Source organism: Rhizobium anhuiense, from assembly GCF_003985145.1.
Taxonomy (GTDB): domain Bacteria; phylum Pseudomonadota; class Alphaproteobacteria; order Rhizobiales; family Rhizobiaceae; genus Rhizobium; species Rhizobium anhuiense.
On sequence record NZ_ML133523.1, the window covers coordinates 178,429 to 190,891 of the forward strand.

Annotated in this window: 20 protein-coding genes and 1 pseudogene; 8 read left to right on the plus strand and 13 right to left on the minus strand. The window is 60.3% G+C overall.

Annotation, left to right across the window (positions count from 1 at the left end; translation table 11 throughout):
* Window positions 1–22: 22 nt before the first annotated feature.
* Window positions 23–1,528: a DegQ family serine endoprotease gene (locus EEQ99_RS11355; RefSeq protein WP_063476597.1), complete on the plus strand. Its 1,506-nt coding sequence runs from the start codon at window positions 23–25 to the stop codon at window positions 1,526–1,528.
* 140 nt (window positions 1,529–1,668) lie between these two features.
* Here EEQ99_RS11355 and EEQ99_RS11360 read toward each other — a convergent pair whose 3' ends face one another.
* Both EEQ99_RS11360 and EEQ99_RS11365 read right to left on the minus strand, forming a co-directional pair.
* The gene (locus tag EEQ99_RS11360; RefSeq protein WP_097630590.1) at window positions 1,669–2,061 is read right to left on the minus strand and encodes a hypothetical protein; all 393 of its coding nucleotides are present in this window, start codon (window positions 2,059–2,061) and stop codon (window positions 1,669–1,671) included.
* Between the two features lie 52 nt (window positions 2,062–2,113).
* Entirely contained in the window at window positions 2,114–2,518 is a 405-nt protein-coding gene (locus tag EEQ99_RS11365; RefSeq protein ID WP_028757658.1) for a hypothetical protein, read from the minus strand.
* A gap of 203 nt (window positions 2,519–2,721) precedes the next feature.
* Between EEQ99_RS11365 and EEQ99_RS11370 the strand changes: the two genes are divergently transcribed.
* The 7 genes from EEQ99_RS11370 (at window position 2,722) to EEQ99_RS11395 (ending at window position 5,405) form a co-directional block, all read left to right on the plus strand.
* The gene (locus EEQ99_RS11370; RefSeq protein ID WP_028757657.1) at window positions 2,722–3,021 is read left to right on the plus strand and encodes a hypothetical protein; all 300 of its coding nucleotides are present in this window, start codon (window positions 2,722–2,724) and stop codon (window positions 3,019–3,021) included.
* Window positions 3,022–3,133: 112 nt separating this feature from the next.
* Entirely contained in the window at window positions 3,134–3,397 is a 264-nt protein-coding gene (locus EEQ99_RS11375; protein WP_047614145.1) for a DUF1488 family protein, read from the plus strand.
* A 77-nt stretch (window positions 3,398–3,474) separates the two neighbouring features.
* Window positions 3,475–3,804, plus strand: a complete 330-nt coding sequence (locus EEQ99_RS11380) for a hypothetical protein (RefSeq protein WP_244604793.1) — start codon at window positions 3,475–3,477, stop codon at window positions 3,802–3,804.
* Window positions 3,805–3,906: 102 nt separating this feature from the next.
* Window positions 3,907–4,053 carry a hypothetical protein gene (locus EEQ99_RS34565; RefSeq protein WP_164735923.1) on the plus strand — a complete coding sequence of 49 codons (147 nt, stop codon included), beginning with the start codon at window positions 3,907–3,909 and terminating at the stop codon, window positions 4,051–4,053.
* Between the two features lie 324 nt (window positions 4,054–4,377).
* Window positions 4,378–4,614, plus strand: coding sequence for a hypothetical protein (locus tag EEQ99_RS11385; RefSeq protein ID WP_018241121.1), 237 nt, complete (start codon window positions 4,378–4,380; stop codon window positions 4,612–4,614).
* A gap of 137 nt (window positions 4,615–4,751) precedes the next feature.
* Window positions 4,752–4,934 (plus strand): hypothetical protein, encoded by a 183-nt coding sequence (locus EEQ99_RS11390; RefSeq protein ID WP_047614140.1) that lies wholly within the window; start codon window positions 4,752–4,754, stop codon window positions 4,932–4,934.
* Between the two features lie 270 nt (window positions 4,935–5,204).
* Window positions 5,205–5,405, plus strand: coding sequence for a hypothetical protein (locus EEQ99_RS11395; RefSeq protein WP_047614138.1), 201 nt, complete (start codon window positions 5,205–5,207; stop codon window positions 5,403–5,405).
* A gap of 712 nt (window positions 5,406–6,117) precedes the next feature.
* Here EEQ99_RS11395 and EEQ99_RS11400 read toward each other — a convergent pair.
* The 11 genes and pseudogenes from EEQ99_RS11400 to EEQ99_RS11450 form a co-directional block, all read right to left on the minus strand.
* On the minus strand, window positions 6,118–6,303 hold the full coding sequence (locus EEQ99_RS11400; RefSeq protein ID WP_018241117.1) for a hypothetical protein: 186 nt from the start codon (window positions 6,301–6,303) through the stop codon (window positions 6,118–6,120).
* Window positions 6,304–6,483: 180 nt separating this feature from the next.
* Complete coding sequence (locus EEQ99_RS11405; protein ID WP_127430432.1) at window positions 6,484–6,912, minus strand: DUF1515 domain-containing protein; 429 nt, start codon at window positions 6,910–6,912, stop codon at window positions 6,484–6,486.
* 16 nt (window positions 6,913–6,928) lie between these two features.
* Entirely contained in the window at window positions 6,929–8,764 is a 1,836-nt protein-coding gene (locus EEQ99_RS11410) for a hypothetical protein (RefSeq protein ID WP_127430433.1), read from the minus strand.
* On the minus strand, window positions 8,761–8,973 hold the full coding sequence (locus tag EEQ99_RS11415; protein WP_127430606.1) for a hypothetical protein: 213 nt from the start codon (window positions 8,971–8,973) through the stop codon (window positions 8,761–8,763). The genes EEQ99_RS11410 and EEQ99_RS11415 overlap by 4 nt, the downstream gene beginning before the upstream one ends.
* A 19-nt stretch (window positions 8,974–8,992) precedes the next feature.
* A complete protein-coding gene (locus tag EEQ99_RS11420) occupies window positions 8,993–9,352 on the minus strand; it encodes a hypothetical protein (protein WP_127430434.1) in 360 nt (119 codons plus the stop codon).
* A pseudogene (locus EEQ99_RS11425) lies at window positions 9,352–9,594 on the minus strand (lysozyme); the annotation flags it as partial. The gene EEQ99_RS11420 and the pseudogene EEQ99_RS11425, both read right to left, overlap by 1 nt.
* Before the next feature lie 62 nt (window positions 9,595–9,656).
* A complete protein-coding gene (locus EEQ99_RS11430) occupies window positions 9,657–10,895 on the minus strand; it encodes a hypothetical protein (protein ID WP_127430435.1) in 1,239 nt (412 codons plus the stop codon).
* Between the two features lie 52 nt (window positions 10,896–10,947).
* The gene (locus EEQ99_RS11435) at window positions 10,948–11,169 is read right to left on the minus strand and encodes a hypothetical protein (protein WP_127430607.1); all 222 of its coding nucleotides are present in this window, start codon (window positions 11,167–11,169) and stop codon (window positions 10,948–10,950) included.
* A 19-nt stretch (window positions 11,170–11,188) separates the two neighbouring features.
* Window positions 11,189–11,548, minus strand: a complete 360-nt coding sequence (locus EEQ99_RS11440; RefSeq protein ID WP_127430436.1) for a hypothetical protein — start codon at window positions 11,546–11,548, stop codon at window positions 11,189–11,191.
* Window positions 11,548–12,009 carry a lysozyme gene (locus tag EEQ99_RS11445; RefSeq protein WP_047614125.1) on the minus strand — a complete coding sequence of 154 codons (462 nt, stop codon included), beginning with the start codon at window positions 12,007–12,009 and terminating at the stop codon, window positions 11,548–11,550. Before EEQ99_RS11445 ends, EEQ99_RS11440 begins: the two co-directional genes overlap by 1 nt.
* A complete protein-coding gene (locus EEQ99_RS11450; protein ID WP_047614123.1) occupies window positions 11,999–12,232 on the minus strand; it encodes a DUF7940 domain-containing protein in 234 nt (77 codons plus the stop codon). Before EEQ99_RS11450 ends, EEQ99_RS11445 begins: the two co-directional genes overlap by 11 nt.
* Window positions 12,233–12,463: the final 231 nt, after the last annotated feature.

A 12,463-nucleotide genomic window follows, 5' to 3' on the forward strand; every position in this document is an offset into this window, starting at 1 on the left:
CACCGTCCAAGGGATCACCGCCATGTCACCTATCCTCCACAAACATCGCACCGCAGCTCTTGTCGGGGCCGCCATCATCGCCGGCGCCGCATGCCTGCCCTTTACGATCAATTCGTCCAGCGCCTTTGCCGCGCCTTCGGATGCCGGCGGCGTTCTCGCCCCCAGCGGTTCCTTCGCCTCCATCGTCGATGCCGACAAGCCTGCCGTCGTCACCATCACCACGACAATGAAGGCGACCAATGTCAGCGCCGATCAGCAGGAGTCGCCGATGGACGAGCAGTTCCGTCAGTTCTTCGAGGATCAGGGCATCCCGCTGCCGCGCCAGGCGCCGAAAAACCGGCCCTCGCAGCAGGCGATGGCGCTCGGCTCGGGCTTCATCATCAGCCCCGACGGCGTGATCGTCACCAACAACCATGTCATCGACAATGCCGTCGACATCAAGGTGACGCTCGATGACGGCACGGAACTGCCGGCCAAGCTGATCGGCACCGACCCGAAATCCGATGTCGCCGTGTTGAAGATAGAGGCGGGCAAGCCGCTGCAGACCATTGCCTGGGGTGATTCCGACAGGTTGAAGCTCGGCGACCAGATCCTGGCGATCGGCAACCCCTTCGGCATCGGCACGACGGTGACGGCGGGCATCGTCTCGGCGCGTGGCCGCGACCTGCACAGCGGGCCTTATGACGATTTCATCCAGATCGACGCGCCGATCAACCACGGCAACTCAGGCGGGCCGCTGGTCGACCGCAGCGGCAATGTCGTCGGCATCAATACCGCCATCTATTCGCCGAACGGCGGCAGCGTCGGCGTCGGCTTCGCCATTCCTTCCGACGAGGCCAAGGCAATCGTCGCCAAGCTGCAGAAGGACGGCTCAATCGATCACGGCTATCTCGGCGTGCAGATCCAGCCGGTCACCAAGGATGTCGCCGATGCCGTCGGCCTCGATAAGGCAGGCGGCGCGCTGGTTGCCGCCGTCACCGCCGATACGCCCGCAGCACGTGCGGGCGTGAAGCCCGGCGATATCGTCACTTCGGTCGGCAGCGAGACCGTCAAGACCCCGAAGGACCTGTCGCGGCTGGTGGCCGACCTTTCGCCGGGCGCCAAGGAAGCCCTCAGCATCTGGCGCGACGGCAAGACGATCAATCTCGACGTCACCGTCGGCACCAATGAGGCCGGCCAGAAACAAGCCGCAGCCGAAAGCCCCGACACTCAAGGCCAGAGCAGCGGCCAGCCGAGCCTCGGCATCGGCCTTGCCGACCTCACGCCCGACGTGCGCCAGCAGCTCAACCTGCCGCGCTCGATCAGCGGCGCGGTGGTCGCCAACGTCAACCCGGACAAATCGGCCGCCGCCGCCGGCATTCAGTCCGGCGATGTCATCGTCTCGGTGAACGACAGACCGGTCCACAATGCCCGCGACGTCAAGACCGCGATTGCGGAGGCCGGCAAATCAGGCCGCAAATCGGTGCTGCTGCTCGTCGAACGCGACGGCAACAAAACCTTTGTCGCCGTGCCCTTTACCGCGGCCTAAGATGGCCGCGACGGCAACAAGACCTTCGTCGCCGTGCCGTTTGGGGCTGCGTGAGGTCGCCTGAGCTGTGCCATGAAATGAGAAGCCTGCCTGGAGCGGGCTTTTCGACGGACCGGCAGCCCGCTCCGTTCCATTTCCGCTCAGGGAGATTTCAGCTTCGTCGCCTTGGCGCGAATGCGGGATTTGCCTTTTTGGCGGTTTGCCTCTTGCTGCTTGATCGCATCGGATTGGCTGCGTTGCGCGGCCTCCAATTGCTGCCGCGTCGGCAGATCATGCTCGTAAGTGGGAGCGCTGAATGCCGTCGCGTTGTCGAAGGGACCTTTATGCGTGCGGGCCACGCCATAGGCCTGGTCATCAGGGCTATCAATCCCCTGCTCCGCCGACGGTGACCGGGCGTGACGGGCCTGGCTTATCAGATCGTCGGCAGTCGGGCTGACCGATGCGCTTTTGCGCACGGCGGTGATCTTGCGTTTCCCGATCCCGTCCCTTTGATCGGCGTGATTGCGAGGCATGTCTTCTTCCTTGTTCGTCATGTCATCGCGACGATCGACCGGGCTAGCCGGGGGACGTCGCTGCAAGATCCGTTCAGGGGATCTCGAACACGCGTTCAGGCAGTCTGGTCTTGGGAAAACGGTAGCCCAATGGCCGTAGCGATGCGGTCGTGGGCCCAGGCGCCGTATAGCGCGCGATCCGATAGGCTTTCGTCGGGGCGCCGCCGTCATCCTGCCATCTTGCAAAAGAGCCATCCTCCATCGCCTGAGGAAGCGGACCGGAACTCAGCTGCGTTGCCAGATACATTTTCAGAGCCGATTTCAGCGCGGCCTCATCGACGATGCCCGTCTGGAAACAATGAATGAGAAAACTCGTCGCGCTGATCTCAGCATCATCGGCCGCGTAAGTTTCGCCGCCGCGAAAGCCGGCCTTTCGCAGAATGCGATCGAGCATCCTCAAATTGTCGATATCGAAGAATTGATCAGATGTGGAAGACATGGCGTCCTCCTTCGTTGGGGCTAGGGTTTACTGGCGCTAGTATTCACTGGCGCGCCCCAAGCAGCGGTGCCCGTATCGTGCCCGCCGATGGATCAGCTTGCGCTCTTTGCCACCTGACCGCAACCTCATTCGCCAATAGCCATTGATGTAGCCATTGATAAAGCCGTGGCGGAACCCATTTTAGATAGAGGAGGATACGCATCATGCAGTTCAACGATGAAGCGACCCTCACAAAGCCGTCAGCAATGGCGGTGGAAAGACGTGCGCTCGTCAATCACCTGAGAGAAGCGATCGCGCGCCTAACGCACGGGCTGGCAGCAGCAGGTTTGGTCGAATTCGTGCCGCCTCTGCTGGAGATCAACAAAGTTCTCCACGATATGACGGACGAAATCTCCCGTGCCGATTCTCTCTATTCGGATGAGGTCATCACGGGCACGATGCGCTTGATCAAGACATCGGAAGCCTTGCTTGAAAGCCGGGTCATCGTGCAGACCATCCATTAAGACCTGCAGACGGCCGGACAGGCCGGCAGGCTGATCGCCATCGTGCATCCATTATCATCGCCAGGCCCGAGGTCCTCACATCGGCTCGTGCCCACTTCCAAGGACAACCGCAATGGCACTTATTTTTCCCAACAGAAGCCGTAGCTTCGACGAAGCCAGAAAAGGTGTCCGCTTCACCGGCTATGACGGCATGTTCGAGGTCAGATTTCTGGTCGAAGACGCGGCCCTCGGCAGCGCGATCACGCGAGACTCTTCCGAGGCCGCCTACCTCAATGCCTTCGATGCCGCGCGCTCCTCGATTCAGGAAGCCGCATCGAGAGTCTATCAGCATCGGCGTGGCAACAACTTCACGCTCAGGGCCGAAGATTTTCGCTAATCGCTGGAAAGCATCGCGCCGGCAAGCTGAAACGGCCATCGTCCTGGTGTTGCCGGATGACTGGGGAAGCAAAACTCATGGTCTCGACCCGATACCGCCCGAAAGACCTGAAGCTGGCACGTCGCCATGTCGTGAAGGCCGCGCGCCGCGTTGCCGATCAGGAAACGGTGGTCAGGAGACTGTCGCTCAAGGGCAGTCCCGCGGGACCGGCCTACGCGCTGTTGGGCAGGCTCTATGACGATCAACGGCGGAAATTCGATCGGCTGAAACTGATCGAAGCGATGGTTGAGGTAAAAGCGCAATCCTGTCCGGAGGCGCCCAGCCGCCCGGACATGCCCGCGCCGCGCTGTGCGATCGTGCGCCTCTTTGCGATCTCAGCCGGACCGCCACTTCGCCACGACTTGTAGCGCCGACGATTGGAGCCCATATCTGCTATGGCGGCAGTTTGTGAACGGGCGCTGCCACCAGGGGTCGTCAGAGTTCCCCAGCCCCAACCAAGGGAGGGCATGATGCCTTCCACGGTAAACATTCATTCCTGGAAAAGCCTGGCCCGGCATATCGGCAAGTTCAGATATCTCGACTTTCTGGTGAAATTGACGCCGGCAATCAGCCTGGCCTTTATCGTTTATATCGTTTTCAAGGGCGTCTTCTGGTAGGCACCGGAACGACCAATGACGGACAGACACGCCGTTGTGCCTGAAGACGGCTCTCTCCCCGATATCCTTCGGCATTCCGATTGAGATGGTATCGGGGCGGCAAGTGGTTTAACATGCGGCCGTTCAGACCCGCCGCGCCTTGATCCTTGATTCGTAAGGCGGCGCTGCTGCATGATATATGGAACTCCAGACAGACACCCCAGCTAAACGCTGTCCGATACCAGCCTTTCCCATAGGGGCGCGGATTGCTTGATGCATCTTACCGACGTGGCCTGCTGAACCGGCACCGCGTTGAATGCCACGCGACCACCCATAGGGAAAACGATGACAGACGCACCCGAGAATGAAGCGCTTTTCAACATCACCGGACACTATGTGCAGGAATTGAAGGCCGTTCTTCAAAGCGAGAGCATTGTCGAAGGCACCGACTACGAAAACAGCGCCTTCAACGAGAAACGACGGGCGGAAGGACTGCACCTGCTGCGCTTCCACAAGACCGGCACGGCAGCGCAGGCGACGCAGATCTGGGAAAAACATATGACGGCCCGGGCGCATCGATAGGGCGGACGAAGCCAAGTCTTCGACGGACACCGAGTTGAGATTGCCGGTTCTCCGATCCCCGATCCGGAGACGATAGGTGCTGGTCTGCGCCGACATGGACTGATGGCCAGCCCAACATTTCCAAGGAAGGAAAAATCATGACCAATGACAAAGCGAATAAGGTCCAGCCCGCCAAAGCGGCTACGACTGACGGCCCCTACGATGTCATCTACTTCGCGAAAAAACACCGCATTTCCAACGAGGATGCCAGGACCATCATCGAAAAACACGGCGCCAATCGCAAAGAAGCAGACAAGGCCGGCCGCCGCATCAGCGTCTGACCGAAGACAACCTCGGAGGCGCCGCCTCTTATCGCAATCCGGCCTGCGGCAGCCTCCGATGCCACGATGCAACATCAGCGGACGAATTAACCCTACTGGCTTACCTTAATATCAGCGCGCGCTTGAATACGTGGCGGCCTATGCCATCGTATTCTTACGATAGTCATTCTGGTCCCCGCGAGCGACGCTCCACCGGGACCAAGGCTTGGTTCTTCCGGGGATCGGGCAACTGACGCATAGGGCGCAGCAACATCAAATGGAGGGTATGCCATGAACAACGTATTGGAATTTCGTGCCAAATGCCCGCATGCCGAAAGCCTTTCCGACTGCCGGGAAGCACTTGAACCCGCCGTCATGAAGATCGTCAGCGACGCCGTCGGCAGGGGATACACGGCCGCGGAAGCCGCCATGGTGGTTGCCGATATCGCCGACGATTACATCCTGATGCTGTCGCGCCAACTGCGGCACTGATAGGCGACCCCCGCGCAGCTGTGCCGTCGTGAGCCATTTCACATGCGGACGTCGACACAAACACACACACCTGCGTCTTCGAAGGGCTGAATCTCCAGACGCCGATGACGAACGACAGACGGCTTCGCCCGCTGGCGATCGCCGAGATGCAAAGCCTCATCCGTCATCCCGTTGATATCAGTGGACCGCGCAGCAACTGCAGGGGTAGCAGTGGGTACAGGAGACGAAACCTACCGCGCGATCCGCGGGCAAAACCCCCGATATTGGTGGAAGTTCCCGGCAGAGATCCGACACCACACCCCCCGGGAAAACCGACAGAGGGATAATAGACAACCTGTCCGGGCAAGACGGCAGCCGTCATACGGACAGGCTCCGGCCGGGCGAAAATCGACGGCCACATCCCGCGCCAACAAAAACCCCGCCGGAGTGGGGCTTTCAGCGGAGCGAAGCGGAACGAGCCGAACAACCGGCTCATGTGCAAGCAAGATCGCCCATTTCAAACCCAGGCAACAATACCTCTTTCGCGAGCGTTTGCGGCACTGCTCTGTTCCGCTCAATCTTTGAATCATTGCTGTAATGCCGCGTGAAACAATCAGATGTGCCGTCCCCTTCTCACGTTAAAGCGGCTCAGCCTTGATGAAAGCTGAACCGCTCCAAACTTTGTTTTACGCACTTCCCGACGGAAACCGCTTCGCAGTTTTCCCGAAATTCTCTAACGCCACCTTGGCTGCCGTGGCGGAGCATTGGCCTGGATTTCATGGAGCGGCGCCCGAGACCCGAGAAGTTTCTTCAGCTTCTTCTCCTCCGCCGGGCCGATCCCAAACTTGCGGCAATGCTCGGCAACATCGTGCTCTCGCGGGCCGGGAATGCGAACTTGGCGATTGCTCATGGTTTTCATGACCGTTTCCTCCTGAGAGGAGAACCAACAGGCGGCCGATTTGTTCGTTAGCGATGCCTAAAATTTAGGGTTTGGTTGGTTGGATTTGGCAACGTAGCTCCGCCGATCAAAAAACGGCTGATTGAGGCATGCTGCGAGTGCGATGGAGGTTCGAAGCCGCGGACAATCGGCGCCCTCAACTCAATTGATCTTCAACCAATGTCGCAACGCCGCCACCGCGCCATCGCTCACATAGGCAATAATGCCACCGATCGTCAGGCCGGCAAAGGCGATCAGCCCGGAGATGCCATAGCCGATCGATTTCATCCGTTTCCAGTCTTCAAGCGCCGGCGCGACCATCTCCTGGTTCTTCTCGACGGTCTCTTTGAGGCTCCTGATCTCCTGGCGGATCTGCGCATCCGCGCCGCCGCTGATCGCCACGCTGGTATCGAGATGGGCGATCTGTCTGGCTTGCTCATCGAGCCGCGCGTGGATCACGGCGCGGCTGTCGTGCGCGTTGGTCTTTTCGTCGCTGACCTCCCTGCGCAGAAGCGCGACATTGTCCTCGATGCCTGTCAGCCTGCCCTCGACACGCCCGAGCGCGCGGAGGATATCGTCATTGGATGTCATCGCTCTCGGTGCTCACCTAGGGATAAAATTTCAACTTTTCGGACTGGGGAATGCCATTGGCGACACGGTCGATCACAGCGCCGTAGGGATGAACGCCATCCGGCGTGACGCTCGGGCGCACGATGGAGCCGACCGGTAGCACCGTGGCGCGCGGGATCGAGATGGTAATCGTATTGCCGGAGATGCTGGCGATCAAGGTGGTCGACAGGCGTGCAATGCCATCCGGCCCGGCATAGGTGTTGATCTCCTGCTCCGGCGCGAAAATGCTGGCATCCGCCACTTCGATCGTCGTGTAGGTCGCAACCCCGTCCGTTCCCGACTGCACCGTCACCACGGTGCTCGGCAGCTCCAGCATGCCCGGCCAGACGCCATCCCGGAAGCCGGAAACCCATGCCGCGTAGGTGTCGATCGACTCGTCGCAGCAAGCATTCGTTTTCGCAAGAATGTCGTTACGAAGGCGCCATTTGCCGGAAGCATCCGTGCCATCCGCCGGCCAGGTGTTGTTGGTTGAAAAGCTTTGATACTCCGCCCGGAGATAGAGGTCGTTGGCGCTGATCGTGCCTGTTGCCGGCGTGGTCGCAGATCCCGCGAAATTGTAGGTGAAACTGTTCGGCCCGGTGACCGTGATGACCACATTGCCGTTATATTCTGTCTGCGTGGCGCCGGAGATCGAAACCGTCTGCCCCGTCACCAATCCGTTGATGCCGGAGGCGATCGTTGCGGTGACGACGGTACCGACCGATGTCAGGGTGACTGTGCGGGTGGAAGCCGTGCGGCCGAGCGGCGGGAAGGCGACGATCTTGACGCCGGAATAACGCGCCCGAAGCCTGGTGACCAGGCTTCGATAGTTGGTGTTGAAGTAAACAGTGTAGGTCGCGGCCGTGTCGTTCTGCCCCATCTGGTTGGCGATGACGGTGAACGGCTTCTTATTGTTGTTGAAGGCGGTGATCTCATCGAGAATGGCCCAGCGCCGGGTGGCGATCGCAGAACCGGTGCCGGTGAGCTCGCGCACGGAACCGTTCCCCGGCATACCGATCATCAGATGCGGAATGCGGCCGATGCCGCCGTCCTTGTCGAGCCAGCGGCGAAACCAGCCGAGATTGCCGCGCGCGTCGGCCGCTGCGGAAAACTGCTGGCGCGCTTCACCCAGGCTGTCGACGACAGCAAGAGCGACCGGCCTTCCATCCCAATCGCCCTTGGCGACCATGAAGTCCGGGCCATAATATTGCGGCTGTGTCTGAGTGGCGTAGTTGGTGTCGAGCGCTGCCGTGCTGTCGGCGAGCGGCGTGTCCTTGAAGGCCAGGAGAGTGGCGAGATCGCCGGCGCCCCAGACGCGCTCGCCGCGATGTTTCTGGAAGCGGTAGACCGGCCAGATCTTGTCGCCGACGGCGGTGTGATAAAACAGCCAGATCTCGATTTCGCTTTCCGGATCGACATCGGGAATGGTCAGTTCATCCGTCCAGGCGCCGTTTGTCTGGTCGGCCACCGTCACCGTGTTCAGGCCGGCGAAGGTGCATTGGTAGAAGATGCCGGCGGCTCTGATGAACATCGCATCCGCCACCACGGAATTGCCGGGCGCGCCGATCGTGCCGGTGACGACCGTTTCCTGCGGCGCGTTGCCGCCTTCCGTCGAGGCGAAGCCCGAGAGGTGGAAGCGGAATGTTCTGGTCTTATACTGCGGCGTGTTGACGACGATTTTGCTGCATACATAATTCGTGCCGGATGCCGCGGTGACGATCGTGCCCGACGGCATGCGGTTGCGGGTCGCAAAGAACATGTAGCGATCGGAATCTCCGGCCCCGCCGCCGCTCAGCATCGGATTCGTCAGGGCAAGCGAGATGGCGTTCATCATGGGCGTGTTCCATATCTGCTGGTGAGGTCGTCATAGAACTGGATGGTGCGCCCCTGGCGGGCGTTGGCGCGGTTGAGCGCTTGCCGCTCGCGGGCGAGGATGGCGATGACGGGCTCGCCTTCCACGACGGGCGCATGCGCCTCCTGTCTGCGCAGATCGTCGGGCAAAGACGGCAGCGCAATGCCGGCCGCCGCCTGCCCCTTCATCACCGCTGCCCTGTTCACGCGCTCAGTGGTGGAGCAGCCACTGACGATCAGCAGCAGTGACAGCGCAAGCGTGGTTCTTTTCCCGCTGAAGCTCATAGGATTGGATCTCGGTTTCGAGTGTGTCTCTGGCGGACTGCTCGGCGCGTTCGGTGGCCGCCAGGCGCTTGCAGTGCTCTTCGCTGGCGAGCGACGCCGCATTGCGCTGGCGCTCCATCTCGGCGGCCCTCGCATCGGCAGCAGCCTTCTCGGCCAGCAGCACATAGCCGGCGCGCGCCTCGCGAACCGCCGAGGGATAGCCGATCGCAACGGCATAGAGGTGATAGAGCATCAGGCCGGCGGCGATGCCGGCGCCCATCTTGAGCGTGTCGAGGATAGAGAACATCAGATGCCCTCGAGGCAGAAGGCGCGTTCTTTCTGCCGGCGCCTGACAAGGCCCGGAAAGACGATGCCGGCCGCGCGGTTCCACTTCAGGAGGGCTTCGCAGCCTTCGGCGGTTTTGCCTTGGTTGATGAGTTTGACGACGCTGGAGCCGCACGCGGCCTTGACGCCGACATTATAGGCAAAAGAGGTCGGCGCCACGAAGCGCGCATCCGGCAGCGGAACCTTGACGCAAAGCTCGATACCGGCGGCGTGCCTCGCTTAGGTGACAGCTATTAGAAGCGCATTCATCGGTCGCACAACAGCAGTCAGAATATCCCCAGACCGTTCTCACGCATGTAGGCTATTTGCTCTCGAATGGCTTCCGGCGATGGGTAGAGCAACCTGTAGCTTTCGGGATTGTCGGGTGAGGCTTTGATTGCCGCAATCGCATCTCTTTCAATCGTGCCGCGTTTAACCGCGAAACGGTACCACGTTGCCGCATTCATAGCGAAGAGTCCGCAGACGACTACAGCGGCCAATGAGGTGAAGAGCCGTCTGTGTTCTACCTTCTCAAGCCACATGAGTAATACGGGAAGCGCACCAAGAACAGCGAATACGGCGTATCGATTTGCGGGGGCTGTAAAGTTCTCTGCCCGGCCGACAGCCGCCATGAAACAAGAACCGAAGCCAAATAGGGACACACCAATCAGGGCTGCGCGCCTTGGGGAGGGCGACCGCCACAATTCGATCAAAAGACCGATCAGCGCTCCGACGATCAGCGCGCCAATCAACGATCCTAAGCCCTCTGCCACACCTTCGAAAGCTTTGCGGCGTAAAATTAACTCTCCGAACGGCCTGCCCATAATGTCAAGCCCGACGGCGACGATATGCGTTAACTTGGGCAATTGGACCGCCGCACCAGGCGCCGAACCAAATCCAGATACAACATATACGACCAGAGAAATTATAAGTGCCGAGATGAATGCCGCAGCCATCGCATAGCGTTTGTTCAGTATGCAATGGGCCGCCGCGATAACGGGAACAAGGAAGCCGTTGAGGGACCAAAAGGCCGCCGTTCCCCCTACCGCCAAAGCTAGACTGGCCGCACCCGTTGAAGTCCGCTGCAACAGCCACATGGTGAGAACCGCAACAAAACACAGACCAATGAAGCCGACCTGGAACGACCAACTCAGATTTTCCAGATGCCTACCCCAAAACATCAGAGAAATTACGATAGGCATCGCTACCCACATTTGAAGGCGAGCCATACGGGCAATCAGGATCGCCGAAGTGAGCTGAAATACCCATATAAATAGTATGCTCAGTTTCCCTGTCCCGTTCGCTATAACGGTGTCCAGCCCGTAGAGCAGGCGCGGGAAAGTGATCATATGCTCATTGTGCAATGACCAAAGCTTGCCCCAAGATCTGCTTAGACTGGCAACCTCCCACGCATCCCAGAACGGCATTGGGCCGTAGGCGATAGAGCTCATCCATGCGGTGGACAGGATTGTCGCCCCAGCTAAAGCAACCGCGGCACTCGTCAAAGGATCAGTTAATGCACGCATATCAACCCCAGGAAACCCGCAACGCGGGCTTAAGTCACTCAACCCCTAATAATCAGTTCGTTCGCTTTGGTAGCGCATATCTGGTGGTGATGTCATCGTAGAATTGAACGGTGCGCCCCTGGCGGGCGTTGGCGCGGTCGAGCGCCTGCCGCTCGCGGGCGAGGATGGCGATGACGGGCTCGCCTTCCACGACGGGCGCATGCGCCTCCTGTCTGCGCAGATCGTCGGGCAAAGACGGCAGCGCTACGCCGGCCACCGCCTGCCCCTTCACCACCGCCGCCTTGCGCAAGCGCTCAGTGGCGGAGTAGCCACTGACGATCAGCAGCAGTGACAGCGCAAGCGCGGTTCTTTTCCCGCTGAAGCTCATTGGATTGGATCTCGGTTTCGAGTGTTTCTCTGGCCGCCTGCTCGGCCACCTCCGCGGCCAGAAGGCGCTTGCGGTGCTCTTCGCTGGCGAGCGACGCCGCATTGCGCTGGCGCTCCATCTCAGCCGCCCTGGCGTCGGCTGAGGTCCTCTCGGCCAGGATTACATAACCGGCGCGCGCCTCGCGAACCGCCGAGGGATAGCCGATCGAGACGGCATAAAGGTGATAGAGCATCAGGCCGGCGGCGATGCCGGCGCCCATTTTGACTGCGTCGAGGATAGAGAACATCAGATGCCCTCGAGGCAGAAGGCGCGCTCCTTCTGCCGGCGCCTGACAAGGCCCGGAAAGACGATGCCGGCGGCGCGGTTCCACTTCAGGAGGGCTTCGCAGCCTTCGGCGGTTTTGCCTTGGTTGAGTTTGACGACGCTGGAGCCGCACGCGGCCTTGACGCCGACATTATAGGCAAACGAGGTCAGCGCCACGAAGCGGGCATCGGGGAGCGGAACCTTGACGCAGGTCTCAATCCCAGCGGCGTAGCTTTGGAGTTCGACTGAGAGAAGAGCCTTGCACTGCTCAACGGTTTTACGGTCGCGCGGCTTCACCCCGTTTGTGCTGCCGTAGCAGATAGTCCATGGCGGCCCTTGGGTGGCAGGATCCGGATAGGCGTTCTGGCGAAGGCCTTCGAATGACCCCACCAGCGCCACGGCCATTGCAGCAGCGGCGCTGCCCTTCTTGAGCCTATTTGCCATCTTCGAATTCCTTTTGCTTGGTGACCCGAGCCCAGATGCCGAGAAGGCCGAAAATCCCCGAGAGGAACCGGAGGGCAAAACGGACGGAGATGCTCCAGTCGTCGGAAAGATCGACGAGGAGGCCGACGAAGGGCTCGATAAGGATGATCAGCGATGCCGTCATCCACAGCTGGACGGAGCGGGCATGGCGAAGCACCCGCTTCCAGTCGGAGACGAGTTGCATGGGAAGCTCCAGATCGTGATGGAAAAGAAATACGCCCACCGAAGCGAGCCGTTGCCAAGTGTTGCAGTTCCGCACTCGACTCATCGCTGGAGCGGTGTTTCAGTAACGCAGCCTAAATTTGGGAGTTGGCGATGTACTACGAGTGGAACGAAGCCAAAGCGAGACGACTGTATCTGATCAAGTTCGCCTCGGTCTGGCTGGCTGCTATCTCGCTGGCATTTCTTCCCGTCT